Annotated in this window: 30 protein-coding genes; 20 read left to right on the top strand and 10 right to left on the bottom strand. The window is 68.4% G+C overall.

Annotated elements, in window-relative coordinates; genetic code table 11:
• Positions 1 to 24: 24 nt before the first annotated feature.
• The 5 genes from U8331_RS08615 to U8331_RS08595 all read left to right on the top strand — a co-directional run bounded on the left by U8331_RS08615 (position 25) and on the right by U8331_RS08595 (position 4681).
• Positions 25 to 486 carry a hemerythrin domain-containing protein gene (locus U8331_RS08615; protein WP_481130636.1) on the top strand — a complete coding sequence of 154 codons (462 nt, stop codon included), beginning with the start codon at positions 25 to 27 and terminating at the stop codon, positions 484 to 486.
• A gap of 100 nt (positions 487 to 586) precedes the next feature.
• A complete protein-coding gene (locus tag U8331_RS08610; protein ID WP_481130635.1) occupies positions 587 to 1765 on the top strand; it encodes a DUF3182 family protein in 1179 nt (392 codons plus the stop codon).
• The gene (locus U8331_RS08605; RefSeq protein ID WP_481130634.1) at positions 1762 to 2580 is read left to right on the top strand and encodes an alpha/beta hydrolase family protein; all 819 of its coding nucleotides are present in this window, start codon (positions 1762 to 1764) and stop codon (positions 2578 to 2580) included. Before U8331_RS08610 ends, U8331_RS08605 begins: the two co-directional genes overlap by 4 nt.
• A 157-nt stretch (positions 2581 to 2737) precedes the next feature.
• Positions 2738 to 2977 carry a heavy-metal-associated domain-containing protein gene (locus U8331_RS08600; protein WP_481130633.1) on the top strand — a complete coding sequence of 80 codons (240 nt, stop codon included), beginning with the start codon at positions 2738 to 2740 and terminating at the stop codon, positions 2975 to 2977.
• Between the two features lie 156 nt (positions 2978 to 3133).
• Positions 3134 to 4681 (top strand): fumarate hydratase, encoded by a 1548-nt coding sequence (locus U8331_RS08595; RefSeq protein WP_481132935.1) that lies wholly within the window; start codon positions 3134 to 3136, stop codon positions 4679 to 4681.
• A 309-nt stretch (positions 4682 to 4990) separates the two neighbouring features.
• On the opposite strand, the gene U8331_RS08590 is transcribed toward U8331_RS08595, so the two are convergent.
• The 5 genes from U8331_RS08590 to U8331_RS08570 form a co-directional block, all read right to left on the bottom strand.
• Positions 4991 to 5665 (bottom strand): DUF4142 domain-containing protein, encoded by a 675-nt coding sequence (locus U8331_RS08590; protein ID WP_481130632.1) that lies wholly within the window; start codon positions 5663 to 5665, stop codon positions 4991 to 4993.
• 128 nt (positions 5666 to 5793) lie between these two features.
• Positions 5794 to 6750 (bottom strand): patatin-like phospholipase family protein, encoded by a 957-nt coding sequence (locus U8331_RS08585; protein WP_481130631.1) that lies wholly within the window; start codon positions 6748 to 6750, stop codon positions 5794 to 5796.
• Positions 6751 to 6823: 73 nt separating this feature from the next.
• The gene (locus U8331_RS08580) at positions 6824 to 8023 is read right to left on the bottom strand and encodes a phospholipase A (RefSeq protein WP_481130630.1); all 1200 of its coding nucleotides are present in this window, start codon (positions 8021 to 8023) and stop codon (positions 6824 to 6826) included.
• Between the two features lie 78 nt (positions 8024 to 8101).
• Positions 8102 to 9367: a phospholipase D-like domain-containing protein gene (locus U8331_RS08575; RefSeq protein WP_481130629.1), complete on the bottom strand. Its 1266-nt coding sequence runs from the start codon at positions 9365 to 9367 to the stop codon at positions 8102 to 8104.
• Positions 9368 to 9467: 100 nt separating this feature from the next.
• Complete coding sequence (locus tag U8331_RS08570) at positions 9468 to 9953, bottom strand: DUF456 domain-containing protein (RefSeq protein ID WP_481130628.1); 486 nt, start codon at positions 9951 to 9953, stop codon at positions 9468 to 9470.
• 219 nt (positions 9954 to 10172) lie between these two features.
• On the opposite strand from U8331_RS08570, the gene U8331_RS08565 reads away from it, so the two are divergent.
• A complete protein-coding gene (locus U8331_RS08565) occupies positions 10173 to 10382 on the top strand; it encodes a cold-shock protein (RefSeq protein ID WP_481130627.1) in 210 nt (69 codons plus the stop codon).
• Between the two features lie 89 nt (positions 10383 to 10471).
• Here U8331_RS08565 and U8331_RS08560 read toward each other — a convergent pair whose 3' ends face one another.
• Both U8331_RS08560 and U8331_RS08555 read right to left on the bottom strand, forming a co-directional pair.
• Positions 10472 to 10933, bottom strand: coding sequence for a glycine zipper 2TM domain-containing protein (locus U8331_RS08560; protein WP_481132934.1), 462 nt, complete (start codon positions 10931 to 10933; stop codon positions 10472 to 10474).
• A gap of 152 nt (positions 10934 to 11085) precedes the next feature.
• Complete coding sequence (locus tag U8331_RS08555) at positions 11086 to 11535, bottom strand: cytochrome c (RefSeq protein ID WP_481130626.1); 450 nt, start codon at positions 11533 to 11535, stop codon at positions 11086 to 11088.
• A 92-nt stretch (positions 11536 to 11627) separates the two neighbouring features.
• On the opposite strand from U8331_RS08555, the gene U8331_RS08550 reads away from it, so the two are divergent.
• Positions 11628 to 12449 carry a tRNA threonylcarbamoyladenosine dehydratase gene (locus tag U8331_RS08550; protein WP_481130625.1) on the top strand — a complete coding sequence of 274 codons (822 nt, stop codon included), beginning with the start codon at positions 11628 to 11630 and terminating at the stop codon, positions 12447 to 12449.
• A 78-nt stretch (positions 12450 to 12527) separates the two neighbouring features.
• Here the strand turns inward: U8331_RS08550 and U8331_RS08545 are convergent, their stop codons facing one another.
• Together U8331_RS08545 and U8331_RS08540 are read right to left on the bottom strand one after the other, a co-directional pair.
• Entirely contained in the window at positions 12528 to 13304 is a 777-nt protein-coding gene (locus U8331_RS08545; RefSeq protein ID WP_481130624.1) for a TatD family hydrolase, read from the bottom strand.
• A 27-nt stretch (positions 13305 to 13331) separates the two neighbouring features.
• Positions 13332 to 13562: a DUF6116 family protein gene (locus U8331_RS08540; RefSeq protein ID WP_481130623.1), complete on the bottom strand. Its 231-nt coding sequence runs from the start codon at positions 13560 to 13562 to the stop codon at positions 13332 to 13334.
• Between the two features lie 187 nt (positions 13563 to 13749).
• On the opposite strand from U8331_RS08540, the gene U8331_RS08535 reads away from it, so the two are divergent.
• From U8331_RS08535 to U8331_RS08520, 4 genes are all read left to right on the top strand, one after another.
• The gene (locus tag U8331_RS08535; RefSeq protein WP_481130622.1) at positions 13750 to 14556 is read left to right on the top strand and encodes a glycine zipper 2TM domain-containing protein; all 807 of its coding nucleotides are present in this window, start codon (positions 13750 to 13752) and stop codon (positions 14554 to 14556) included.
• Positions 14557 to 14702: 146 nt separating this feature from the next.
• Positions 14703 to 15866 carry an acyl-CoA dehydrogenase family protein gene (locus U8331_RS08530; protein WP_481130621.1) on the top strand — a complete coding sequence of 388 codons (1164 nt, stop codon included), beginning with the start codon at positions 14703 to 14705 and terminating at the stop codon, positions 15864 to 15866.
• 33 nt (positions 15867 to 15899) lie between these two features.
• Positions 15900 to 16454, top strand: a complete 555-nt coding sequence (locus U8331_RS08525; protein WP_481130620.1) for a GNAT family N-acetyltransferase — start codon at positions 15900 to 15902, stop codon at positions 16452 to 16454.
• Positions 16455 to 16564: 110 nt separating this feature from the next.
• Complete coding sequence (locus U8331_RS08520) at positions 16565 to 18835, top strand: thiamine pyrophosphate-dependent enzyme (RefSeq protein WP_481130619.1); 2271 nt, start codon at positions 16565 to 16567, stop codon at positions 18833 to 18835.
• Positions 18836 to 19020: 185 nt separating this feature from the next.
• Here the strand turns inward: U8331_RS08520 and ygfZ are convergent, their stop codons facing one another.
• Positions 19021 to 19887 (bottom strand): CAF17-like 4Fe-4S cluster assembly/insertion protein YgfZ, encoded by an 867-nt coding sequence (gene ygfZ, locus U8331_RS08515; RefSeq protein WP_481130618.1) that lies wholly within the window; start codon positions 19885 to 19887, stop codon positions 19021 to 19023.
• A 29-nt stretch (positions 19888 to 19916) separates the two neighbouring features.
• Here ygfZ and U8331_RS08510 point away from each other — a divergent pair, with 29 nt between their 5' ends.
• The 9 genes from U8331_RS08510 (at position 19917) to lolD (ending at position 26754) form a co-directional block, all read left to right on the top strand.
• Complete coding sequence (locus U8331_RS08510) at positions 19917 to 20090, top strand: DUF1674 domain-containing protein (RefSeq protein WP_481130617.1); 174 nt, start codon at positions 19917 to 19919, stop codon at positions 20088 to 20090.
• A 76-nt stretch (positions 20091 to 20166) separates the two neighbouring features.
• Complete coding sequence (gene sdhC, locus U8331_RS08505) at positions 20167 to 20586, top strand: succinate dehydrogenase, cytochrome b556 subunit (RefSeq protein WP_481130616.1); 420 nt, start codon at positions 20167 to 20169, stop codon at positions 20584 to 20586.
• Positions 20583 to 20993, top strand: coding sequence for a succinate dehydrogenase, hydrophobic membrane anchor protein (sdhD, locus tag U8331_RS08500; RefSeq protein ID WP_481130615.1), 411 nt, complete (start codon positions 20583 to 20585; stop codon positions 20991 to 20993). The genes sdhC and sdhD overlap by 4 nt, the downstream gene beginning before the upstream one ends.
• Positions 20994 to 20999: 6 nt before the next feature.
• Complete coding sequence (gene sdhA / locus U8331_RS08495) at positions 21000 to 22793, top strand: succinate dehydrogenase flavoprotein subunit (RefSeq protein ID WP_481130614.1); 1794 nt, start codon at positions 21000 to 21002, stop codon at positions 22791 to 22793.
• 21 nt (positions 22794 to 22814) lie between these two features.
• Positions 22815 to 23597, top strand: coding sequence for a succinate dehydrogenase iron-sulfur subunit (locus U8331_RS08490; RefSeq protein WP_481130613.1), 783 nt, complete (start codon positions 22815 to 22817; stop codon positions 23595 to 23597).
• Positions 23598 to 23685: 88 nt separating this feature from the next.
• Positions 23686 to 24105, top strand: a complete 420-nt coding sequence (locus U8331_RS08485; RefSeq protein ID WP_481130612.1) for an MAPEG family protein — start codon at positions 23686 to 23688, stop codon at positions 24103 to 24105.
• 10 nt (positions 24106 to 24115) lie between these two features.
• Complete coding sequence (locus tag U8331_RS08480; RefSeq protein ID WP_481130611.1) at positions 24116 to 24376, top strand: FAD assembly factor SdhE; 261 nt, start codon at positions 24116 to 24118, stop codon at positions 24374 to 24376.
• A gap of 427 nt (positions 24377 to 24803) precedes the next feature.
• A complete protein-coding gene (locus tag U8331_RS08475) occupies positions 24804 to 26048 on the top strand; it encodes a lipoprotein-releasing ABC transporter permease subunit (protein ID WP_481130610.1) in 1245 nt (414 codons plus the stop codon).
• A complete protein-coding gene (lolD, locus tag U8331_RS08470) occupies positions 26041 to 26754 on the top strand; it encodes a lipoprotein-releasing ABC transporter ATP-binding protein LolD (RefSeq protein WP_481130609.1) in 714 nt (237 codons plus the stop codon). The genes U8331_RS08475 and lolD overlap by 8 nt, the downstream gene beginning before the upstream one ends.
• The last annotated feature ends 9 nt before the right edge of the window (positions 26755 to 26763 follow it).

The following is a 26763-nucleotide window of genomic DNA, read 5'->3' as shown; positions in this document are numbered from 1 at the left end:
CCAACCACACCGATGGAGAGCCAGATGGATGCAATCGAACTGCTGACCGCCGACCACGAGAAAGTCCGCAAGCTGCTCACCCAGCTCGCCGACACCACCGTCCGCGCCGAGAAGACCCGCACCGAGCTGCTGGAGAAGATCCGCCTCGAGCTGGAAGCGCACACCACCATCGAGGAGGAGATCTTCTACCCGGCGTTCCGGCAGGCCGGCGACGAGTCCGACGACGACAAGATGTATTTCGAGGCGCTGGAGGAGCACCGCGCCGCCGGCGAACTGGTGTTGCCCGACCTGCTCAAGACCGAGGTCGCCTCCGAGAAGTTCAGCGGCCGCGCCAAGGTGCTCAAGGAGCTGATCGAGCACCACGCCGACGAAGAGGAAAAGGACATGTTCCCGCGGGCGAAGAAGCTGCTCGACAAGGCCCGGCTGGAAGAACTCGGCGCGCAGATGGACGCGCGCAAGCAGGAGCTGCTGGCGGCCGGCATCTGATCCCGCGCCGGGACTGACGGAACAAGCAGGCGGCGGACCCGTTGTGCCGGTCCGCCGCCATACGCGCCCCGTGCGCAGCGGAACTCCAGCGGATCGTCCGATGAACGCACAGCCCCGCACCGACTTCGATTCCACCGTTCCGTCCGACCTCGCCACCCTGTACCTGCTGCCGGCCGCCGGGCGGGAAGGGGCGGGCGACCACACCACGCTCACCCGGACCGACCTGGCGCGGCGCCTGGCCGCGCTGCTGGGGCATGCGTTCGGTGGTGAATACCGCCCGGGGACGCCGCGTCCACCCGGCGGGGCGTACTTCGTGCCCACCGACACCCTGCTGGCCGGCGATGCCCGGCCCCTGGGCATCCGCGACGAGCGGGACCTGTTCGGGGGCGTCGTCCCGCACGCGTTCCTGACCACCAAGACCATCAGCCACCCCGCGCTCCACCCGGAGGCACGCGTGCCCGAGGGCTGGTCACACGATCTCTGGCGCGACATGGGCGACGCGGTGCTGCCCGGCTACTCCACGTTCTCCCCGTCCGACGCACGGGACGCCGGGGAACGCCTGCTCCGCTGCGGCGACGTGCGCCTGAAGCTGGCCAATGGCGTCGGCGGCAGCGGCCAGAGCACCGTGTCCGACAGCCGCCAGCTGCAGGCCGCCATCGCCGCCCTGGACATTGACGACGTGCACCGGCACGGGGTGGTGCTCGAACTCAACCTGGCCGAGCCCGTCACCTACAGCGTCGGCCAGCTGCGCCTGGGCGACTGGCAACTGGCCTACTACGGCACCCAGTGGATGACCGACGACCACCGCGGCCAGCAGGTCTACGGCGGTTCGCGGCTGCACGTCGTGCGCGGCGGGTTCGATGACCTGCTGCGGCTGCCGCTCGCGCGCGGGCCACGGACCGCGGTGGAGTACGCCCTGCGCTATGACGCCGCGGTGGGCCGCGCCTACCCGGATTTCTTCGCCTCACGCCGCAACTACGACGTGGCCGCCGGCCGCGACGGCAACGGCCAGGAGCAGTGCGGCGTGCTGGAGCAGTCCTGGCGGATCGGCGGTGCCAGTCCGGCGGAACTCGCCGCCTTGCTCGCCCTCCGCGACGACCCGGCGCTGGAGCACGTGCACGTGTCCTGCCACGAGATGTACTCCGCCGAACCGCCACCGGTGGGTGCCACCGTCCATTACCACGGCGACGACGCCGAGGCCGGCATGCTGTGCAAGTACAGCCTGGTCGAGCGCGACCCGGCCGCGAACCGCCACCACGAGGGCCGCCATACCGCATGAGCATCCGCCTGGACCCCGTCGAAATCCCGGTCGAGCAACAGAAGCTCGAAGGCACCGTACTGTCGCCGACCACCCAGTTTCCCGGCGTGCTGTTCGTCCACGGCTGGGGCGGCAAGCAGGCGCACGACCTGAGCCGTGCGCGGGAGATCGCCGGCCTCGGCGCGGTCTGCTTGACCTTCGACCTGCGCGGCCACGAACGCAACGAGGACCAGCGGAAAACCGTGAACCGCGAGCAGAACCTCGCCGACCTGTGCGCCGCCTACGACTGGCTCGCGGCCGAGCCGAACGTGGATGCCGACTCCATCGCCGTGGTGGGCATCAGCTACGGCGGCTATCTCGCGTCCATCCTGACCGCGGTGCGCAAGGTGCGCTGGCTGGTGCTGCGCTCGCCGGCGCTGTACCAGGACGAGGGCTGGGAGCTGCCCAAGCGGCAACTGCACGAGGAGATCGACCTCAAGGCCTACCGCCGCAGCCGCGTCAAGTGGCGCGACAACCGCGCGCTGCGCGCCGCGGCGGAGTTCACCGGCGACGCACTGATCGTCGAGGCCGAGAAGGACGAGGTGATCCCGCCGCAGGTGATCAAGAACTTCGTGGCCGCCTTCCGCCATCCGCGCTCGCTGACCTCGCGCAAGCTGACCGGCGCCGACCACGAACTGAGCACCAAACCCATGCAGAGCGACTACAACGCCGTGCTGGTGAAATGGCTGACCGAGATGATCGTCGGCGCCCGTGCCGGCGATGCCGCCTCGCTGGTCGAACAGCACAAGCAGGCGGCGCCGCCGTCGGGGAAAGAGGAGCCGGACGGGCAGGGGTGAGGCGGGGTCTGGCAACCATCGTGCCGCGGGGACACCGCACCGCGAGTCTTTCGTTCGCCGATGGGCTTTGGACTGATCTCGGTCAAGGCACGCCGACACCGCCGGGTTGAAGCTGTTTCCTGTGCCGGCACCGGCCGGATCAACAGGAGACGCCCCCATGCTGTTCGAAGTGGAAGACATCAGCTGCGAGAAGTGCAGCGACAGGATCGAGAAGGCCATCCGTGCCGCCGACCCGACCGCACAGGTGGCGGTGAAGACCGACGAGAAGCGCGTCCGTGTCGAGGGCCTGCTGACGCCGGCGCAGGCGATTGCCGCACTGAGCGCCGCCGGTTACCCGGCCTCCGAGGCGCCGCCGCACAGCGGCGAGGGCAGCGAGTGCTGCGGCGGCTGCTCCTGAGCCGTTGCTCAGGTGGTACGGCTGGGCGGGCCTGACCGCCGTGCCGTGCCGGCCGCCCCCGCCGGCCCGACACAGTGTTCCCGGGGTGCAATGCCCCGGATCGGGGGCGCCGGTAGAATGGGCGGGTTTTCCGCCAGCCCAGTGCCCGCCGTGAACCTGCCTGCCAACCCCGCCGCCCTCCGCTCCTCCGTCGCGATTCGCCAGGAGGACCTGATCCAGTCCGTCGCCGACGCGCTGCAGTACATCAGCTACTACCACCCGGTCGACTACATCAAGAGCCTCGCCGCCGCCTACGAGCGCGAGGAGTCGCCGGCGGCGAAGGACGCGATCGCGCAGATCCTGATCAACTCGCGGATGTGCGCGGAGGGCCACCGGCCGATCTGCCAGGACACCGGCATCGTCACCGTGTTCCTCGAGATCGGCATGGACGTGCGCTGGGACGACGCCACGATGGGCGTGGAGGACATGGTCCACGAGGGCGTGCGCCGCGCCTACGCGCACCCGGACAACAAGCTGCGCGCCAGCGTGCTGGCCGACCCGGCCGGCAAGCGCGTCAACACGAAGGACAACACGCCGGGCGTGGTCAACGTCAAGGTGGTGCCGGGCAACACGGTCGACGTGATCGTCGCGGCCAAGGGCGGCGGCTCGGAGGCGAAGTCGAAGTTCGCGATGCTCAACCCCTCCGACTCGATCGTCGACTGGGTGCTGAAGACCGTGCCGACCATGGGCGCCGGCTGGTGCCCGCCGGGCATGCTCGGCATCGGCATCGGCGGTACCGCCGAGAAGGCGATGCTGCTGGCCAAGGAATCGCTGATGGAGCCGATCGACATCACCGAGCTGCAGGCGCGCGGCGCGAGCAACCGTGCCGAGGAGCTGCGGCTGGAGCTGTACGACAAGGTCAATGCGCTCGGCATCGGCGCGCAGGGCCTGGGCGGGCTGACCACGGTGCTCGACATCAAGGTCAAGGATTACCCGACCCACGCCGCCAACCTGCCGGTGGCGCTGATCCCGAACTGTGCGGCGACGCGCCATGCGCACTTCACCCTCGACGGCAGCGGCCCGGTGATGCTGGACCCGCCGTCGCTGGCCGACTGGCCGCAGCTGACCTACGACGCCAGCAAGGGCCGCCGGGTCGACCTCGACACCGTGACCCGCGAGGACGTCGCCAGCTGGAAGCCGGGCGAGACGCTGCTGCTCAACGGCAGGCTGCTGACCGGCCGCGACGCCGCGCACAAGCGCATCGTCGGGATGCTCGACAGGGGCGAGCCGCTTCCAGTCGATCTGCGCGGGCGCTTCATCTACTACGTCGGCCCGGTCGACCCGGTGCGCGACGAGGTGGTCGGCCCGGCCGGCCCGACCACGGCCACGCGCATGGACAAGTTCACCGGGCAGGTGCTGGAACAGACCGGTCTGCTGGGCATGGTCGGCAAGGCCGAGCGTGGGCCGGTGGCGCGCGAGGCGATCCGCGAGCACCAGTCGGCCTACCTGATGGCGGTGGGCGGCGCGGCGTACCTGGTGTCGAAGGCGATCAAGGCGTCGCGCGTGGTGGCGTTCGAGGACCTCGGGATGGAGGCGATCTACGAGTTCACCGTGCAGGACATGCCGGTGACGGTCGCGGTCGACAGCCACGGTGATTCGGTGCACGAGAGCGGCCCGCGGGAGTGGCAGGCGCGGATCGGGAAGATCCCGGTGGTGGTGGCCTGAGGCGCGGTTTGCCTGACGCCCTCCGACGAGGGATTTCCACGACGCCCCGCACTGTCGGGCTTCGTGCTTTGTAGGAGCGACGTGAGTCGCGACCCACTGACCCCCGGCTTGCGCCGCGGTTGACGCGAGTGTCCGGTCGTGCAAGCGCGGCGCCGCGTGGATCGTCGCGTTCGGGCGGGATCAGTGGGTCGCGACTCACGTCGCTCCTACGGGAGGACGGCACGGGCCGGGTCGCATTGGCCGCATATTGAGGCGGTCCCGGCAGCCTCGCCCGCTCACGGGCGAGGCCACGGTCTTGCCACCTGCGGTTTACTCGCCCTGCAGCGCCTGACCCCGTTCGAGGTGCTTGGCAACCGCGTCGCGGGTGCTGGTCAGGTGGGCCTGCAGCGCCGGGTCGGTGGCGGCGGGGAGCAGCTGATCGTCGATCATCGCCAGCGCTTCGGTGTGGCCCTTCACCATCGCGTCGACGTAGGCGTCCGCATAGGCTTCGCCGTCCAGCTCGGCGAGGCGGTCGAGTTCGGCCTGGCCCTTCTCCTTGTGGGCGGTGACCTTGTCGGTGGTCGCCGGGCTGATGCCGCTGTCCTGCGCAAGCTGCTGGTCGGCCTCGAGGTTACGGCTGTGCTCGGTATGGAGCATGTCGGCGTACTCGGCCACGTCGTCCGGCAGGTCCTTGCCGCGGGCCTGCTCGGCCGCGTCGATCTCGTGCTGGTCGACCGCCATCACGAGCGCGAGCGCTTCGCCGGCGCCGGCGCTGGCGTCGCCGGGCATGTCCATGCCGCCGGCCATGCCGGGGTCGTTCATGCCGTCGACGCCGTCCATGTCGTTCGGATTGCCGTCGGACATCGCCGGGTCGGTGGTCGCGTCGGTGGTCGCGCCCGCCGGGGTGGCGGCGTCGGTCATCGCGTCGTTCTGGTTGTTGCAGGCCGCCAGGCTGGCGGTGGCCAGCGCCAGGGCGGTGAGGGTAGCGATCGTCTTGGTGCTCATGGGGACTCCAGGGTTCACCGGGGATGTGTCCACCCGCGGGTGGCCCGGCCACGCTAGTCGAGCAATCCGTTGGCGATCGTGAAGGTGCTCCAGCGGCCGGCTGAACAGGCGCTCGGCCGCGATGCGGGTCAGAACAGCGCGACCAGCGACTTCAGCCGCTCGCGGGTGTCGGGGCGCGCGAGGTAGTCGCCGGCGAGCTTCTCCAGTGCGGCGATGTTGGTCGCGCTGGTGTCGTCGAGGTCGTCGAGCCCGACCAGCAGTTCGGCCTGCATGCGGAAGTACGCGTCGCCCACCAGCTGCCGGGCGATGTAGTCCACCGAGTCGGTGTTGCCGTCGAACAACACGTCGATGATCGGCACGGCCCACTCCAGCGCGCCCCATTCACGGGCGGCGGCCAGGCTGATCGGGCGGGTGCGTTCGCCGGTGCCGACCGACAGCACCACCAGCTCGCGGCTGTTGTCGACGCGGCGGTCGTGGCGCAGCGCTTCGGCGATGGCGCAGGCGGTCGGGTTGTTGGCGACCACGCCGCCGTCGATCAGTGCGCAATTCCTGCCGGCGATCGTCATCGGGTGGGCGGGGAAGTAGGTCGGCGCGGCGGTCGAGGCCCGGCAGACCTCCCAGACCGGCAGGTCTCGGTGGTCGGGATGGAAGCTCTTGAACACCACCGGCTTGCGCGAAATGGTGTCGTAGCCGGTGACCAGCGTCGGCACTCTGAGCTGCCCGAAGGTAGTGGTACCGAACACCTCCCTGAGCACGTTCTCCAGTCCCTTGGCGTCGTACTTGGGCGCCGACGCGCCGGCGCTGAACAACCGGCCCGCACGCGACCACAGGCGGCCGGCCATGCCGGGGAATATTTCGTGGCGGCGCACCTTGTACAGCTCGGCCATGGCTTGCGGTGCGAGCCCGATGCCCAGGCCGCAGGCGACGATCGCGCCGGTGGAACTGCCCGCCAGCAGGTCGAAATGCTTCAGCAGGCCGGGCTTGCCCTGCGCCGCCAGCATGTCCTCGACGCCCGACAGCCAGATGCAGCTGACCAGGCCGCGGATGCCGCCGCCGTCCAGCGAAAGAATGCGTCGTGCCTGCATCGCCTGCGCCTCCGTGTGCCGTCCGGTACGGAGCGTAACCCGGCCGGCTCCCCGTCGTCCGCGGCGCGACCGGTCAGAACCACTCCAGCAGCGAGACGCCCAGGCCGATGTGGGTGGAGCGGTGGTCGTAGTCGATCAGGCTCTCGCCGTAGCCATCGAACACCTGCAGGTGGCCGCGCAACGTGCGGGTGAGCGGGAAGCCCCAGTCGAACTGCACCGCGCCGCGGGAATCCTCGCCACCGCGCAGCGAATGCCGCGCCATCAGCGCGAACTCGTGCCCGCCGCGCACATAGACCAGGGTGGCGTCGCCGCGACCGATGTAGTTCTCGATGCCGGGGTTCTCGTCCTCGTCGCCATCGGAGATCCGCCACCACGGCCGCAGCATCAGCGCCCAGTTCTCCCGGTCGAGGCCGACATTGACGATCACCCGGTTCCAGCTGCGCGAGAGCGGGTCGGCACGGCCGTTGGACTGGTGGTTGACGCCGACGGCGAGCATCCTGCCGCGCCACTCGCCCAGGCCGTAGCCGGTGCGGAACGCCAGCATCACCTCGGGCTCGTAGTTGGACTCGCGGAACGGGCGCGAGGCCTCGCCGCCGTTGTAGACCTGCCACCTGGAGCTTTGCGTGTAGCCCATCCAGATGTCGCCGTTGTCGCCGAACAGGTTCTCGACGGCCTTGGTCTTGAAGCTGAGCTGGAACTTGGCCTCGGTGTCCTTCAGCGACTGCTCCAGCGGCGCGATGCCCGGGTTGGAGGAGGTCGGCAGGTCGTTCGGATCGCTGCCCCAGAACACCGGCAGCAGATAGACCGGCTTGTAGGCGCGGAAATTGAAAATGCCCAGCTTGGAATCGCGCGCAAGCTCCCAGCGGCTGTCGAGCAGACTGCCCTTGCCGACGTTGGCGATGCGTGCCTCCAGCGAGGCGAGCTCGGGTTCGGCGCTGAACAGGTCGCTGACCACGCGCCGCGCCCGTTCGCCGGCCGGCAGGGTCTCGCGCTCCAGCTGGTCGACGTGGCGCTCGACCTCGGCAATGGTTTCCTTGGTCTGCTTCGCCTCGACCGCGGCGGCATCGGCGCTGGCCGGATCGGGCGATCCGCGACGGAAGGCGGCGTCGTAGCAGGCCAGTCGCTCGGCGTCGATCTCCACGCTGGCGCAGGCGCCCGGGTCCGGCGGCGCGGGGATCTCCTGGGCGTGCAGGGACATCGCCGCGGACAGGGCCATCGCCAGCACGGCGCTGCGGCGGGTCAGGCGGAAGGGCGGGGCGGTTTGCTGGGGCATGCGGGACTCGCGGTGGGGGCGCCGCCGGGGTACGGGGCGGCGTGGACCCGGCCAGCTTATCGCCGGCGGGCGGGCGCCTTACAGCTGGGACTTGATCGGCAGGAGCACGCGTTCGGCCAATTTCCGGGTCCAGGGACGGTTCCGCCACATCTCCAGCGTGTAGCGCTTCGTCGGCTCGAGGTCGCGTTCGAATACTTCGGTCATACGCGCCGCGAACTCGTGGTCGTAGACGTTAAGGCTCGCCTCGTCATTGAGCCGGAACGAACGGATGTCGAAGTTGGTCGAACCGACCGACACCAGCTCCTGGTCGATGATCAGCAGCTTGGTGTGCAGCATCGTCGGCTGGTACTCACGGATCTCGACGCCGGCGCGCAGCAGCGGTCCCCAGCTCGCCTTCGATGCCACCCGCACCGCGTCCGAGTCGATGTGCGGGCCGGGCAGCAGGATCCTGATCTTCACCCCGCGTTCGCAGGCGTCGAGCAGCGCCTTCATGATCAGCTCGTCCGGCACGAAGTACGACGCGGCCAGGTCGATCGACTGCTCGGCGGCGGCAATCGCCATCAGGTACATCAGGTGCATGCTCTCGCTGCCGCCCGCGGGCGAAGCGATGAACAGGTGGGCGTTGGCGTCGCCGGCGGGCTGCAGCGGCGGGAAGTACTTCGGCCCGTTGAGCACCTCGCCGGTGGTCTTGATCCAGTTGTCGTTGAAGGCGGCCTGGATCTGCGCGACCACCGGGCCCTCGATCCGGAAGTGCATGTCGCGCCAGTGGTCCGGGTCCTTGGCGTCGCCGGTCCAGATATCCGCGATGCCGACGCCGCCGGTGAAACCGATGCGCCCATCCACCACCAGCAGCTTGCGGTGGGTGCGGTTGTTCATGCGGGCGAGGTTGTACCAGTGCAGCGGACGATACCGCTCCACCTCGACACCGGCATCCTCCATCCGGTCGAGCAGCTCCTGGTCCATCTTGATGCTGCCGACCCAGTCGATCGTCACGTGGACCGGAATGCCCGCGCGGGCGCGCTCGGCCAGCGCGTCGGTGAACTCCTCGCCGATCTCGCCCGACCAGTAGATGTAGGTTTCAAAGGTAATGGAGACCTGCGCGCCGCGAATGGCCTCCAGCATGGCGGGGAATATCTCCGTGCCGTTGTTGAGGGCCGTTATGCGGTTTCCCGGCATCACGGACGGGCCCATCATCACCGACATTTCCCGCAGGAACTGCGGGTCGGAGATGGAATAGTGGTGCTCGATCTTGCGTTCGAGTTCCTTTTCCGGCGTCGCGAAGTTCAGGGCCAGCACCACCGCGAGCGCGGTCAGTGCGACGGTCAACACGATGATCCAGGTCATGCGTTTGCGGCTCCAGCGTGGCATCGGGTCCCCCGTTCAGAATGCAGACTGTGCGTGCCGGCGGACGAGCGCCGCGTGAACGCCTCGCGCTCCCGTCGATTCAGAAGAACCAGGCGAACGCGAACAGCCCCAGCATGGCGAACGCCAGGCCGATCTTCAGTACGGTGCCCAGCAGGATGCCCAACCACGTGCCGAAGCCGACCCGGGTCGCCTGCCGTACTTCCCGTCCATGGATCAGTTCGCCGGCCAAGGCCCCGACGAACGGCCCGGCGATGAGGCCGATAGGACCGAAGAGCAGCCCGGCGAAGGTGCCGAGCACCGCCCCGGCCACCGCAAGCCGGCTCGCGCCGACCCGTTTGGCCCCCATCGCGGTGGCGAGGAAATCCACCCCCAGCGACAGCACCGTCAATATCCCCAGCAAGGCCAGGACGCCGGCGCCGACCTGTTCGAACCCACCGGCCCAGGCCGCCAGCAGCATGCCGGCGAACACCAGCGGCAGCCCCGGCAGGGCGGGCAGTACCGTGCCGGCCACGCCGACCAGGACCAGGAGGCCGGCGAGCAGGTAATAAACCGTTTGCATATCCAAGAGGGGCTCTCCATCGCGCCGCGGGCGCGATTGCAATTTCATGGGACGCGGGGTAGTTTTTTTGCCGCTGTTTGCCAGGGTCACCGTGAGCGTGAATGTTTAACCGTGGCCCGATGCGGATGATCCAACGATCGCTACATCGTTGCACCTCGCTTCCTCCTTGCAACCAGCACGGCGCCTGGCGTCGTTTACCAACCAAATGTTCCAGGGAGCAAGTAAATGTCGAACCGTGAAACCGGTACCGTCAAGTGGTTCAACGACGCCAAGGGCTTCGGCTTCATCAGCCGCGAGAATGGCGAGGACGTGTTCGTGCACTTCCGCGCGATCCAGACCCAGGGCTTCAAGAGCCTGAAGGAAGGCCAGCAGGTTTCCTTCACCGTCGTTCAGGGCCAGAAGGGCCTGCAGGCGGACGCGGTGGAGCCGATGTAAACCGTCGCCGGCCTGCGGGCCGCGCGATTGAAAAAGCCCGGCTTCGGCCGGGCTTTTTCGTGGGTGGCAGTCGGGAGGGAACGCCGGAATCAACGAGCCCAGGCGCGTCCGTTGTACACGCGCACGTAGGAGCCCTCGCGGATGCCGCCGAGATCGTCCTGGGTCACCACGGTGGTGCGGCCGTCGTCCATGCGGACATGGACGTTGAAGCGCGCATCGCTCACCCGCTTCTGGATGGCGTTGCCCGCGACGGCGCCGGCGACGGCGCCCGCGACGGTGGCGGTGTTCCGGCGGCCCTTGCTTTCGTCGTCGGCGAGTTCGCGGCCGGCGGCGGCGCCCACCAGGCCACCGAGAACCGCGCCGGTGGCGCTGGGTGCGGCACTGCCGCCCACCTGCTCGATGCGGGTCACGGTGCCGCAGTCATAGCAGCTGGTGCTGCTGCCGTAGCCGGGAGAGCTGGTGCCGTAGCCGCTGGAGCCGTAGCCCGAGGTGGCGCAGCCGGCGAGTGCGAGGCTGGCGGCCGCGGCCACGCCCAGCAGACGAAGATTCATCATGTTCATGCGGGTCTCCTGCGTCGAGGGGCGGATGGCGTGTTGGCCACGCCAGATCACGCTGCCATCGGACGCTAGTCGCGCTGCCGTGAACGAGCGATCAACCCCGCCGCGAACGGTTCAGGCGACGCCCTGACGCACTGCCGCCGGAATCAGCCGCGGAAATCCTGGTGGCATGCCTTGCAGGCTTCTCCGATGGCGGCGGTGGCTTCGCCCAGCGCGGCGCAATCCGCCGGCGGGTTGGCCAGCGCCGTATCCAGCGCGCCTCGCAGCTGGCTGGAGGACTTCACGAAGCGCTCGTCGTCGCGCAGGTCGGGGAACGCCGGCTCCAGGTCGTTCGCCATGACGCGCAGGGTCTGCAGGTGCGGCAGGCTGTCGTTCGCGCTGCAACGGTTCTGCTCGATGGCGGTTCGCAGCTGGCCGAAGTGCCATTGCTGTACGTGCATGATGCTGCCGTGGAAGTGATCCTTGCGCGCCTCGATGGCCCGCATCGCCATCACCGTGCAGATCGCGCCGATGACCAGGCCCAGCAGGAGCAGCGCGATGTAGCGCGCACCGTTGCCGTGTGCGGCGCCGTGGGGGTGGGTGTTGGGATCGCTCATGGCAGGGCTCCGTCGAGATTCGGCGCAACATATCACGCACCCGCGGCGTGGCTGCGACGCCCGCAATGACCCGCCCGACTACAATGTGCGGCATGAGCAATCCGCCCGTTGACCCCGCCCTGCAGGAGCGTTTTTCCGGCATCGACAGACTGTATGGCCACGGCGCGCTGTCGCGGTTTGCCGGCAGCCGGGTGGCGGTGGTCGGGATGGGGGGAGTGGGGTCGTGGGTGGTCGAGGCGCTGGTCCGCAGCGGCGTCGGCCATCTGACCCTGATCGACGCCGACGACATCTGCGTGTCCAACAGCAACCGGCAACTGCCGGCCCACGCCGGGCAGTTCGGCCGGGCCAAGGTCGAGGCGATGGCGGAGCGTTGCCGCGCGATCAATCCGCTCGTCGACGTGGTGGCGGTGCCGAGCTTCCTGGTCGCATCCAATATCGAATCACTCCTCGCCGGCGGGTTCGATCTCGTGCTCGACGCCTGCGACAGCTTCCGCAGCAAGGTGGAGCTGATCGCCTGGTGTCGCCGCCGCAAACTGCCGCTGATCGTCTGCGGCTCGGCCGGCGGCCGGATCGATCCGACCCTCGTGCGCATACGCGACCTCTCACGGACCGAACACGATGCGATGTTGGCGTTGATCCGCAAGAAGCTGCGCGGCGAGTTCAACTTCCCGAAGAACCCGCAGCGCTATTTCGGCGTACCGGCGGTGTACTCGCTGGAGAACGTGCGCTACCCGCAGGCGGACGGCAGCGTCTGCGGCCTGCGGCCAAAAGTGGACGGCGAGACGGCGCTGAAACTCGATTGCGGAGCCGGGCTCGGTGCGGCGACCCACATTACCGGCGCATTCGCGTTCGCGATGGTCGGCAAGGCGCTGGACTTGTTGCTCAAGCAACGTGGTGGGCCGGCCGAGTCGTAGCGGCGGCCGCGCGAACCGCTGGTTCTGCGATGGAGCGAGCGGAGCGCTGGGCTGAGCGTCCGCAACGCAAACGGACTTCTACGCTGCCTCGATCGGCGTGAGCCGGAACAGACGCTCCGCGTTTGCCGTCGTCGCCGCGGCGAGTTCCCCGGGGGCCGTGTCGCGCAATCGCGCGATCGATTCAAGCACGGTGGCCAGGCGCGCAGGCTCGTTGCGCTGGCCGTGATGGGCGGCGTCGGGCTGGTCGGGCGCGTCCGTCTCCAGCAGCAACCACTCCAGCGGCACGGTCGCCGCCAGGCGGCGCAACCGGTTCGCTCGCGTGTATGTCACCGGGCCGCCAAGGCCGAGGAGGAATCCCTGCGCGGCCAGTTGCGTCGCCTGCTGCTCACTGCCGGAAAAGCTGTGGACGACCCCCCGCAGCCCGCCGATACGCCGTATCGCGCCGAGCACGGCGTCCACCGCCCGGCGGGCATGGACGATCACCGGCAGGTCGAGTTCGCGTGCGAGCCGCAGTTGGGCCTCGAAGTAGTGCAACTGGGCGCCGGGATCGAGTCCTTCGACGAAATGGTCCAGCCCGCACTCTCCGATCGCCACCGGCCGTTCGCGCAGAACCCACTCGCGCAGCTCGTCCAGATGCCTGTCGCGATGTTCGGCCAGGAACATCGGGTGCAGGCCGTAGGCGGGGTGGAGGCCGCGGGACGTGGCGCAGACGTGTCGGAGCTTCGGCCATCCGGCGGCGGCGATCGCGGGAACGACCTGGCGCTGCACGCCGGCACCACGCGCGCGGGCGATCACTGCGGCTCGATCCGCGTCGAACGCATCGACATCGAGGTGGCAGTGGGTGTCGACCAGCATCGGGATGGAGCAGGGTGGAGCGCGCACTCAGCGTCGGCGCGAATCGCCGTCGATGACATCGGGAGCCGAAGGCTGCTTGCGGTTCTTCCAGTTCGCCAGCAGCAGCGTGCCGAGGCCCAGCAGCAATTCGTCGACGAACGGCACCAGGTCGGGAACGAACAGGTCGAACACGAACAGGGCGGCGGTCACCAGGAACAACCGCGGGTAGCTGAGGCGTCCAAGGAAGCGCATCACCGGCGCGAGCAGCAGGTTGGCCATGAGGGCTCCTCGAAAACGGAGAGGGCGAGGTTCGATGAACAGAGTTTGCTACCACCGTCACGCTACCACGCCGCCGGCGTTTACCCCGTTGACAGTATTCGTTAAAAAATTGGCAACCCGTTCAGGTTGACGGTGGTGCAATGCGCCCATCTCGACACGGGCATCGACCCAACGCAGGAGGCTCCCCATGAACAAGAGTTTGATTGCTGTCGCTCTGGCTTCGCTGCTGGTAGGCGGCGTTGCCGTTGCCGCATTCCAGAGCTTCCAGAACAACGACCAGGAAAATGCGCTGTTGAACCCCGCCGGTGACGGGCTCGCGGCCGGTCTCGATGGCGACTACGCTGCCGACGGCAGCATCCAGGGCATCGAGTATGCCGAGGTGGTCAACGTCGATCCGGTCACCGAGCAGCGCGAGTTGTTCGCCACCGTGATCGGCACCGATCCGGTGCGCGAGACCAGCACCACGTCCACTCCGCGCCAGGTGTGCGAGGACGTGGTCGTGCAGGAGCGTGCCCCCGAGCGGGACGGCAATGTCGGCGGCACCGTGGCCGGCGCGGTCATCGGCGGCCTGATCGGCAACCAGATCGGTGGCGGCAACGGCAAGAAGGTCGCCACCGCCGCGGGCGCCGTGGCCGGCGGTTACGTGGGCAACCGGGTCGACCGCAACCACGTCGGCGGCCAGGTCACCGAGCGCGTCGAAACCAACTGCCGCACGGTGACCGACACCTCGGAGTCGAGCACGGTGGTCGGCTACAACGTGACCTACCGCAATCCGGACGGCACCACCGGCACGATGCGCACCGGCAGCAAGCCGGGCGAGCGGATTTCGCTCGGCACCGAGGACCAGGTCGTCGGTTACGACGTGACCTACCGTTACGGCGGCGAGGAGCAGACCGTGCGCCTGGACGAGGAACCCGGCGAACGCCTGCCGGTGATCGATGGCGAAGTGGTGCTGCAGACCGCCGCCGCCAACGGCGGTGCCAGCCGCGGCTGAGAAAGGCCGGTCGACAGTGTGACAAAGCAGCGGGGCCGGAGAAATCCGGCCCCGTTTTCGTTGCTGGCTGCGGGGTTGCCGTCGCCCGCGTGCCTTCGGGAAGGAGCCGCCCTTACAATGGCCGCTTTCCCATCATCGAGCACGCCATGGCCCTGCACCCCTACGACCTGTACGACGTCCGTTCCATGCTCAGCGAAGAGGAGCAGGCGGTGCAGGACACGGTGGCGCGCTTTACCGACGAGCGCGTGCTGCCGATCATCGGCGACGCGTTCGACCAGGGCCGGTTCCCGAAGGAACTGGTTGCCGAGGTCGCAGAGCTCGGCCTGCTCGGTTCGACCCTGCCGGAGCAGTACGGCGGTGGCGGCCTCAACTCGGTCAGCTACGGCCTGATCTGCCAGGAGCTCGAGCGCGGCGACAGCGGCATCCGCAGCTTCGTCAGCGTGCAGTCCTCGCTGTGCATGTACCCGATCTTCGCGTACGGCACCGAGGAGCAGCGCATGCGCTGGCTGCCCGACATGGCCGCCGGCAAGGTGATCGGCTGCTTCGGCCTGACCGAGCCGCACGGTGGCTCCGACCCGGCCAACATGAAGACCGTCGCGAAGAAGGACGGCGGTGACTGGGTGCTCAACGGCGCCAAGATGTGGATCACCAACGGCAACCTGGCCGATATCGCAATCGTCTGGGCACAGACCGACGACGGCATCCAAGGCTTCGTGGTCGAGAAGGGCATGGCCGGCTTCGCCGCGCAGGAAATCAAGCACAAGATGTCGCTGCGTGCGTCGGTGACCTCGTCGCTGTTCTTCGACAACGTGCGCGTGCCGGAGGCCAACCGCCTGCCCAACGTAAAGGGTCTCAAGGGCCCTCTGGGCTGCCTGACCCAGGCACGTTACGGCATCACCTGGGGCCCGATCGGCGCCGCCATCGCGTGCCTGGACGAGGCGCTGAACTACAGCAAGGAGCGGATCCTGTTCGACCGCCCGCTGGCCGCCAACCAGGCCGCGCAGCTGCGCATGGCCGACATGGCCCGCCGGATCACCAGCGCGCAGCTGCTCTCGCTGCAGCTCGGCCGCCTGAAGGACGCCGGCAGGATGGCGCCGACCCAGGTCTCGCTGGCCAAGTGGAACAACTGCCGCATGGCGATCGACATCGCCCGCGACTGCCGCGACCTGCTCGGCGGCGCCGGCATCACCACCGAACACGCGGCGATCCGCCACGCGCTCAACCTCGAATCGGTCATCACCTACGAAGGCACCGAGACCGTGCACCAGCTGGTGGTCGGCCGCGAGCTGACCGGCATCAACGCGTTCTGATCCGGTTCGACCACCCACACGGAGCGCTGCGACATGACTGCACACCCGCTCGGCCCCACGCTCGAAACCGAACGGCTGATCCTGCGTCCGCAGCAGCGATCGGATTTCGACGGATTCGCCGAACTGCTGGGTGTCGAGGAGGCCGCCCGCCACATCGGCGGCCTCCTGCCGCGCGCGGCGGCGTGGCGGAAGTTCCTGCAGATGCCCGGCGCCTGGGTGGTGCAGGGCTTCGCTATGTTCTCGGTGATCGAGAAGGCCAGCGGTGAGTGGATCGGCCAGGCCGGTCCATGGCAGCCCGAGGGTTGGCCCGGCACCGAAGTGGGCTGGTCGTTCCGGCGCTCGGCCTGGGGCAAGGGGTACGCCCGCGAGGCCGCGATCGCGGCGATCGACTGGTCGTTCGACGCATTGGGCTGGACGGAGGTGATCCACTCGATCGCGCCGGCCAATACCCCCTCGCAGGTGCTCGCGGCGCGACTCGGGTCGGTCAACCGCGGCCCGGGCCGGCTGCCTGCGCCGCACGAGGACTCCCCGGTCGATATCTGGGGGCAGAGCCGCGAGCAGTGGCTGGCGCGACGTTCCGGCCTGTGACCGCCGCCGCCTCCCTGTAGGAGCGGCTTCAGCCGCGACCGGACGTCCGGTCGTCCATCGAGTTTCGGATCGCGGCTGAAGCCGCTCCTACAACAACCCAGCTACCGTCCATGTCGAACATTGCCAACCCCATTCCCGCCCGGATGCGTGGCCTCAACCGCGCCGAGATCTGCGACGTCAACTTCAGCGAGTTCGTGCGCGGGTGGGATGGCCGGGCGGACGTGGCGCCGGCGCCCGGCGAGGCGATCCTCGACGGCAGCGCGCTCGATGCGCAGGGCTTCCGCGAGCTGTTCGAGTCGCAGCTGGTCAGCCGCCACCTGGATCTGATGGCGCGCGTGCTGCGCGTGCAGAACAGGGTCTTCTACACGATCGGTTCCAGCGGCCACGAGGGCAACGCGATGGTCGCGCGTGCCACGCGCCATACCGATCCGGCGTTCCTGCATTACCGCAGCGGCGGCTTCATGGCCGAGCGCTTCCGCAAGCTGCCGGGGATGGACCCGGCGATGGACTCGGCGCTGTCGTTCGCCGCGAGCAAGGAAGACCCGGCCAGCGGCGGCCGACACAAAGTGTGGGGCAGCAAGCCACTGTGGGTGCTGCCGCAGACCTCGACGATCGCTTCCCACCTGCCCAAGGCGCTCGGCACCGCGATCGCGATCGAGACCGGTCGCCGCCTTGGCCACGCGCTGCCGATCCCCGACGACAGCATCGCCATCTGCTCGTTCGGCGATGCGTCCAGCAACCACGCCACCGCCCAGACTGCGTTCAACGCCGCGGCCTGGACGGCCTACCAGAAACTGCCGGCGCCGGTGCTGTTCGTCTGCGAGGACAACGGCATCGGCATCTCGGTCAAGACGCCGAACGGCTGGATTGCACGCAACTTCGCGCAGCGCCCGGACCTCGATTACTTCTACGCCGACGGCCTCGACCTGGCGAGCGGCTACGGCGACGTGCAGCGGGCGGTCGAGCACTGCCGCCGCACCCGCCGGCCGACCTTCCTGCACCTGCGCACGACCCGGATCATGGGCCACGCCGGCACCGACTTCGAGATCGAGTGGCGCTCCATCGAGGAGCTGTGCGCGGTCGAGGCGAGCGACCCGCTACTGCGTTCGGCGGCGATCGCGCTGGAGTCCGGCCTGATGTCGAAGGACGAGGTGCTGGACCTGTACGAGGCGACCCGCAAGCGCTGCTTCGCCGCCGCCGAGGCGGCTGACCGCACGCCCAAGCTCGACCGGCTCGACGAGGTGGTCGCGCCGTTGGCGCCGTACTCGCCCGATGCCGTGCGCGCCGAGGCGGGGCGCAGCGACTTCAGCAATCGCCGGCTGGAGGTGTTTGGCAGCGAGGACAAGCTGCCGGAGAACCAGCCGCCGCGGCACCTCGCGATCCAGATCAACAACGCGCTGCACGACACCTTCGCCAAGTATCCGGAAACGCTGCTGTTCGGCGAGGACGTGGCGCAGAAGGGCGGCGTCTACACCGTCACCAAGGGCCTGCAGAAGGCGTTCGGGCCGCGCCGCGTGTTCAACACGCTGCTCGACGAGACGATGATCCTGGGCATGGCGCAGGGCTTCGCCAACGTCGGCATGCTGCCGATTCCCGAGATCCAGTACCTCGCGTACTTCCACAACGCCTGCGACCAGATCCGCGGCGAGGCGGCGAGCCTGCAGTTCTTCAGCAACAACCAGTACGCCAACCCGATGGTCGTGCGCATCGCCGGGCTCGGCTACCAGCGCGGCTTCGGTGGGCACTTCCACAACGACAACTCGATCACCGCCCTGCGCGACATCCCGGGTCTGGTGGTCGGCTGTCCGTCGCGCGGCGACGACGCGGTGACCATGCTGCGTACCCTGACCGCGCTGTCGAAGGTCGACGGCCGCGTCAGCGTGTTCCTCGAACCGATCGCGCTGTACATGACCAAGGACCTGTTCGAAGCCGGCGACGGCGGCTGGCTGACCCCGTACCCGGCGCCGGGCGAGGCGATGGTGCTGGGCGAGGGCCGCATCTACGACGAGGCCAACGACGACCTGGTGATCTTCACCTACGGCAACGGCGTGCCGATGAGCCTGCGCGCCGCGCGGCAGATCGAGGCGAAGCATGGCTGGAGGGCGAGGGTGGTCGATCTGCGGTGGCTGGTGCCGCTCAACGCCGCATACATCGTCGATCAGGCGCGCAGTGCGAAGCGGATCATCATCGTCGACGAAGGCCGCCACAGCGCCGGCGTGGGCGAGGGCGTGATCTCCGCGATCGCCGAGGGCGGCTTCGGCGCGCGGCCGTTCCAGCGAGTGGTCGGGGTCGACACCTACACCCCGCTGGCGGGCGCCGCGTTCCTGGTCATCCCGGGCGAAGAGGACATCGTCGCCGCGGCGGACCGGTTGGCCGGCTGATCGCGCGGCTTCCGGCCGCTGCAGGAGCGACGTAAGTCGCGAACGCGCAGGAAGCCGGTACGCAGCGGTGGCAGGCCGGCTCGGTTCTCACGGAGCCATCTTCTGGCGTTCCGTCGTCGGCACCCGAGGCTCTGCGCGCTCGCGACTTACGTCGCTCCTACAAGAGTGTGCACTCGCGCAACCGGTCAGCGCGCCAACCCGTCGAGCAGCGGCCGCTCGCGTACTTCCACCCCGTCCGCCGTGAGCGCCGCCGCCTCCCGCTCCAGCGGCATCACCGCAAGGGCGAGGTGGCGCCCCTCCGCTCCGGCAACCGCGACCACGCTTCCGCTCGCCACGCCATCGACCGTCCGCACTTCGGTGCCGGCCACGACCGGTGCGTCCGACTCCAGCAGCACGAGGCCTCGCTTCGCCTTGCCGAGAAAGTGGGTGCGCGCGACGATCTCCTGTCCCGGATAGCATCCCTTCTTGATGCTGAAGCCGCGCAGGCGCTCCAGCGACAGCTGTTGCGGAGTCCAGCGGTCGAACTGATCCGCGGGCAGCCGCGGCAGGCCGTGCTCGAGGTCATGCAGTTTCCAGCGTGCCGCCGCCGCCACATCCCGAGGGGGCTGGGCCATGCCTACGTTCAACCGGCGCGGGATGCCGGGCGAGCCAAGGTCGAGTTCGATGCCGTCCCCGTGCTCGACGACTGCGGCGCCGGTCGCCACCGCGGGCCCGAACATGGCCGCCACGTGCAGGTCTTCGCGCACGGCGACCGCGACCTTGCTGCGGAAAACGAACCGGCGCAGCGACTCCGCCAACGCATCCGGATCGGCGTCCGGCAAGAGCATCCAGATGCGCTCCGGCGAAAATTTCACCAGGGCGAAAAGCGCGAGCACGCGTCCCTTCGGCGTCAGCCATCCGCTCCACTGCCAATGGCCGGGCTGCAGGGTGTCGACGTCGTTCATGAACTGCGCCTGCGCGAACGCTGCCGCGTCGCGCCCGTCGAGCGTGATTACGCGCAGATCCGGCAAAGCAAAAAGCGGGCCAGCCTGGGGTTGAAGCTTGTCATGCATGGGGGCGGGAATTAAGCTTTAACGCTGTGATGATAGGCCAAACCACTCCCGACGCTGTTCCCGCGGATGCTGCCGAGGCGCCGCCTTCAGCGGAGCCGCAAGAGCACGGCACGGACACGTCGCGGGAGTATGGTGGGCGCGACGGGCCGGAGCCCACTCGCTACGGCGACTGGGAAAAGAACGGCCGCTGCATCGATTTCTAGTCGTCACCTTCCAGTCGGATTCCCGCAATCCACCCCCGCCACGCGGCCACCGCCGCCCAGCCGAGACAGCCATCGCATGGCTAACGACCAACGCGTCAGCGCCCGCCCCCGACCACGCCCCCTCTCGCCGCACCTGCAGGTCTACCGCTGGCAGGTGCAGATGGTGACGTCGATCCTGCATCGCGCCACGGGCATCGTCCTCGTCCTCGGCAGTCTGCTGGTCGTCTGGGCGCTGCTGGCCCTCGCGGCCGGTCCCGCGCAATGGGCCGACTTCGGCGAGTTCGCCCGCTCGCCGCTGGGATTCCTGATCCTGTTCGGGTGGAGCTGGTCGCTGGCCTACCACCTGCTCAACGGTTTCCGGCATCTGGCGCAGGACGCCGGCCACGCGTTCGACATCCGCGGCTTCGTCCTCAACAGCTGGATCTCGATCATCGGCAGCCTCGTGCTGACCGCGATCATCTGGGCGGTCGCCATGGTGCAGTGGGGTAACGCATGAGCATCCAGAATCCCGGCAAGCAGGGGCCGCACCTGCGCCATCCGCTGAAGCGGGCACGTGGCCTTGGCTCGGCCAAGGACGGTACCCACCACTTCATCATCCAGCGCATCACCGCAATCGCGCTGGTGTTCCTCTCGATCTATACCGTCTGGCTGGTGCTTTCGCTGGTCGGCGACGATTACGCCACCGTTCGCGCCACGGTCGCCCGGCCCTGGAATGCGACCCTGCTGGTGGCGTTCCTGGTCGCCTCGTTCTGGCACGCCAAGCTCGGCCTGCAGGTGATCATCGAGGACTACGTCCATACCCCGTGGCTGGCGGCAACATCGCAGCTCGCGGTCATTTTCGTCTGCGTACTCGCGGCCATCGCCAGCGTGCTCGCGGTTGTTCGCATCGCGCTCGGGGGCTGATCGGCAATGCCTGCTGCATACAAGATCCAGGAACACAAGTTCGACATGCTCGTGGTCGGCGCCGGCGGCGCGGGCCTGCGCGCGACCTTCGGCCTCGCCCAGAAGGGCCTCAAGACCGCCTGCATCACCAAGGTCTTCCCGACGCGCTCGCACACCGTCGCGGCGCAGGGTGGCGTGGCTGCGGCGCTGGGCAACATGGGCGAGGACGACTGGCGCTACCACTTCTTCGACACGGTCAAGGGCTCGGACTGGCTGGGCGACCAGGACGCGATCGAGTACATGTGCCGCGAGGCGATCCCGGCGATCATCGAGCTCGAACACCAGGGCGTGCCGTTCTCGCGCACCGAGGACGGGCGGATCTACCAGCGTCCCTTCGGCGGCATGACCACCCGATTCGGCGAAGGCCCGCCGGCCCAGCGCACCTGCGCCGCGGCCGACCGTACCGGCCACGCCATCCTGCACACGCTGTACCAGCAGTCGCTCGCGCATGACGCGCAGTTCTTCATCGAATACTTCGCGCTCGACCTGATCATGGACGCCAGCGGCGCCTGCCGCGGCGTGCTGGCCCTCGAGCTCGAAACCGGCACGCTGCACCTGTTCCGTGCCCAGGGCACCGTCCTGGCGACCGGTGGCTACGGCCGTGCCTACTTCAGCGCGACCTCCGCACACACCTGCACCGGCGACGGCGGCGGCATGTTCCTGCGCGCCGGACTGGCGATGCAGGACCTGGAGTTCGTGCAGTTCCACCCGACCGGCATCTACGGCGCCGGCTGCCTGATCACCGAGGGCGTGCGAGGCGAGGGCGGCATCCTGCGCAACAGCAACGGCGAGCGCTTCATGGAGCGCTACGCGCCGAGCGTCAAGGACCTCGCCCCGCGCGACATGGTCAGCCGCTCGATGACGATGGAGATCCGCGATGGCCGGGGCGTCGGCGAGCACAAGGACCACATCCTGCTCGACCTGACCCATCTGGGGCCCGAGGTCATCCACGAGAAGCTGCCGGGCATCGCCGAATCGGCCCGGATCTTCGCCAACGTCGACGTCGAGAAGCAGCCGATCCCGGTGATTCCGACCGTCCACTACAACATGGGTGGCATCCCGACCAACTATCACGGCGAGGTCGTCCAGCTGAAGGATGGCAACCCGGACGCGGTGGTCCCGGGCCTGTACGCGATCGGCGAGGCGGCCTGCGTCTCGGTCCACGGCGCCAACCGGCTGGGTTCGAACTCGCTGCTCGACCTGGTGGTGTTCGGCCGCGCGGTCGCCAACCGCTGCGCGGAAACCATCACCCCGGACGGCACGCATGCGCCGCTCGCGGGAGATGCCTGCGACGAGGCGCTGGCCCGGCTGGATCGCCTGCGCAATGCCAACGGCGGCACTCCGACCGCGGTCATCCGCGACAAGATGCAGCGCACCATGCAGGCCGACGCGGCGGTGTTCCGCACCGGAGAGACCCTCGACGAAGGCGTGGCGAAGATCCGCGAGATCCATGCCTCGTTCGCCGATGTCCGGGTGTCGGACCGCTCGCTGATCTGGAATTCCGACCTGGTCGAGACCTACGAGCTGTCGAACCTGCTTGGACAGGCCCTTGGCACGATCGTGTCGGCGGCCAACCGTACCGAGTCGCGCGGCGCCCACGCGCGCGAGGATTTCCCCGAGCGCGACGACGTCAACTGGCTCAAGCACACCCTGTGCTGGGTCGGCGAGAACGGCGAGACGAAGATCGACTACAGGCCGGTGCACATGCACACGCTGACCGGTGAGATCGACGTCATCCCGCCGAAGAAGCGCGTGTACTGATCCGGCACGCAGGAAACCGAAATGGCCGAATTCGCTCTCCCCAAGAACTCGCAGATCCAGCAGGGCCGCCACTGGCCGGCGGAAGGTGCGAAGAACCCGCGCACCTTCAAGGTGTATCGCTGGAACCCGGACGACGGCATGAATCCGCGCGTCGACACCTACGAGGTGGACCTCGCGGCGTGTGGGCCGATGGTGCTGGACGCGCTGATCAAGATCAAAAACGAGATCGATCCGACGCTCACGTTCCGTCGCTCGTGCCGCGAGGGTATCTGTGGCTCGTGCGCGATGAACATCGACGGCACCAACACGCTGGCCTGCACCAAGGCGATCGACGACTGCGGTAAAGCCAACGTGCCGATCTATCCGCTGCCGCACATGGAAGTGGTCAAGGACCTGGTGCCGGACCTGACCCACTTCTACGCCCAGTACGCGTCGATCAAGCCGTGGCTGCGCACCCAGAGTGCGACCCCGTCCGACCGCGAGCGCCTGCAGTCGCCGGAAGACCGCAAGAAGCTCGACGGCCTGTACGAATGCATCCTGTGCGCCTGCTGCTCGACCAGCTGCCCGAGCTACTGGTGGAACGGCGACCGCTATCTCGGCCCGGCGATCCTGCTGCAGGCCTACCGCTGGATCATCGACTCGCGTGACGAGGACACCGGCGCGCGGCTGGACGACCTGGAGGATCCCTTCAAGCTGTACCGCTGCCACACCATCATGAACTGCACGCGGACCTGCCCGAAGGGATTGAACCCCGCCAAGGCGATCGGCGAGATCAAGAAGCTCATGCTGGCGCGCCGCGCCTGATGACCCGACGCGCGGGGCGGCTGGGACAGGGCGTGGGGTCCACGCCAGCCGTGCCGTTCCGCCAGGTTTCCTGTCCGCTGGAGTCGCAATGGACGCACGCGTGATCTTCCTTCCCGCGCTGGCGATGGTGGCGCTGACCATCCTCGTGTGGTTCCGCATGTACTTCATGCGGGTGGGTCAGATGAAGCGTGAGCGGATCCATCCGCAGCGGGTTGCCACCGCCGCACAGTCCAGCGCGCTGCTCACCGACAGCCGGGCGGCCGACAACTTCCGCAACCTGTTCGAATTGCCGGTGCTGTTCTACCTGGCGCTTGCCGCGGCCGCGGCCACCGCAAGCGCGGGTCCGGTGTTCCTCGCGCTGTCGTGGGTGTTCGTCGGGTTGCGTGTACTGCACAGCGCGATCCACTGCACCTACAACAAGGTCATCCACCGCTTCTACGCGTATCTCGGCGGCGGGCTGGTGCTCTGGGCGCTGTGGATCGTGCTCGCGGTCGAATGGCTGCGCTGAGCCCGGCGCCATGAACGACGCGGACGAAGCCGAACTGCGCCGCCTGCGCTGGAAGTCGCGACGCGGGATGCGTGAGCTCGACCAGTTGTTCGGGCGGTATATCGATCGCCTCTGGCGGCAGGAGTCGGAGGAGCAGCGCGGGGTTTTCCTACGGTTGCTGGCCTGCGAGGACGATAAGCTCTGGCACTGGTTCATGGGCCACGACACTCCCGCCGATGCCGAACTCGCCACACTCGTCCAGCGGATCCGCTCCCTTCCCGCAGCCACGTGAGGGCGGGGACCTGCGATTCGACTGGCGTGCCTCGCGCTGGCTGGTCGGCCTCCTCGTCTTGCTTGGTGTCTGTGCCGCGATCGCCGTGGTCGCCTCCGACCTGCCGCGCCGACTCGCGTGGCCGTCCGCGTTTGGCGCGATGGCGTGGGGGTTCTGGTTGTCCTGGCGAGAGTCCCGGCGCCCGGTGCGCGGGGTGTCGATCGCCCAAGACGGGGCAGTCCACGTCGACGGGGAGTGCGTGCGCGATTTCCGCGTGGACTGGCGAGGGTCGCTTGCCTTCGCCCGCTGGACCGGCGCGACCGGACGGAGGCAACGGCTGGTCTGGTGGCCCGACACCCTGCCGCCGGCCCGTGCGCGTGAACTCCGGCTGGCGTCGACGGTCGAAACTGCACCGCGTCCGCCGCGTTCGATGGCACCATAACGGGCTATGTTCAAACCCATCCCTGTCGCCATCGGCCTGCGCTACCTGCGCGCAAAACGCCGCAATGGCTTTATCTCCTTCATCTCGCTCGCGTCCATCCTGGGCATCGCACTGGGCGTGGCGGCACTGATCACCACCCTGGCGGTGATGACCGGGTTCCAGCGCGAGATCCGCGACCGCATGTTGCAGATGGCCGCGCACGCGACCGTCAGCGCCTACGGCGAGCCCATTACCGACTGGCAGCGAGCGGTCGACCTTGCCCTGGCAGACGAGCGCGTCGCCGGTGCCGCGCCGTACGTCGAAAAGGAAGCGCTGCTCAACGGTGCGCGGCAGCAACCGGCCTTCGTGCGCGGGGTGATTCCCGCCGACGAGCGCAGCGTTTCGGTGCTTGGCGACAAGATGGTGCAGGGCGAACTGGAGTCGCTGGAGCCCGGCAGCTTCAACATCATTCTCGGACGCGAACTCGCCGCCTGGCTGGGAGTCGGCGTCGGCGACGACGTGGTGATGATGCTGGCCGAGGCGCGCGGTTCGCCGATCGGTGCCCTCCCGCAGTTCAAGCGTTTCGTGGTCAGTGGCGTGTTCGAGGTCGGGTACAACGAGTACGACCGCAGCATGGCCTTCGTCCACATGGACGACCTGCAGCGCGTGCTGCGCATGGGCGAGGGGGTGACCGGCGTGCGGCTGAAGCTGCACGACATGAACCTGGCCTGGGACGTAGCGCGCGACCTCGCCGTGGAGTTGGGAGGTCCTTACCAGGTCAGCGACTGGACCACCGACAACGCCAACATGTTCCGTGCGTTGCGCATGGAGAAGACGATGATGGCGATCCTGCTGTCGCTGATCATCGCCATGGGCGCGTTCAACCTGGTGTCCTCGCAGGTCATGCTGGTCACCGACAAGCAGGCCGACATCGCCATTCTGCGTACGCTCGGCCTCAGTCCGCGCGGAGTCATGCAGGTGTTCGTGGTGCAGGGCAGCCTGATCGGCGTGATCGGCACCGTGCTGGGCGTGGTCGGCGGCATCGTGCTGACGCTCAACCTGGAGTCGATCCTGTTCGCGATCGAAAAGGTGGTCGGCGTGACCCTGCTGCCGGAGGACGTGTACTACATCACCGGCCTGCCGACGGAACTGAAGGCCAGCGATGTCGTGGCGATCGCCGCGGTGGCGCTGGTGATGGCGCTCATCGCCACGATCTACCCGGCATGGCGGGCGGCGCGCACGCCACCGGCGGAGGCTCTTCGCTATGAATGATGCGATCACCGAGCGCGAGACCGTCCTGAGCTGCGACGGCCTCGGCATGGTCTATGCCGAAGGCAAGCTGCGCACGCCGGTGTTCGACGGGCTGCAGCTGGACGTCCACAAGGGTGAGACGGTCGCCATCCTCGGTGCCTCGGGTGCCGGCAAGAGCACATTGCTGCATTTGCTGGGTGGCCTCGACACCCCGACTGCCGGCGAGGTGTTCGTCACCGGGCAGAAGATGAGTGCGCTCTCGGACACGGCGCGCGGGGCGCTGCGCAACCGCGCGCTTGGCTTCGTGTACCAGTTCCATCACCTGTTGCCGGAGTTCACCGCGGTCGAGAACGTGATGCTCCCGGTGCTCCTCAACGGCACCGGCATGCCGGAAGCGCAGCGGCGCGCGCGCGGGCTGCTCGAAACCGTCGGCCTCGGCCACCGGCTCGACCACAAGCCCGGTGAGCTGTCGGGTGGCGAACGCCAGCGTGCCGCGGTGGCACGCGCCCTGGTCAACCAGCCCGCGTGCGTGCTGGGCGACGAACCCACCGGCAACCTCGACGAGAAAACCGCGGCGACGGTGTTCGACCTGATGCTGTCGCTCAACCGCGAGCAGCACACCAGCCTGGTGCTGGTCACCCATGACCGGCGCCTCGCCCGGCGCCTCGACCGCGTGCTGGAACTGCACGACGGCAAGCTCCGCGAATTGCCGGCCAGCGAGATCTAGACAAGGACG

The sequence above is a fragment of the Lysobacter sp. CC-YZS074 genome, assembly GCF_056739745.1.
The sequence above is the reverse complement of the archived record's forward strand: the minus strand, read 5'-3'. Positions and strand labels throughout refer to the sequence as shown.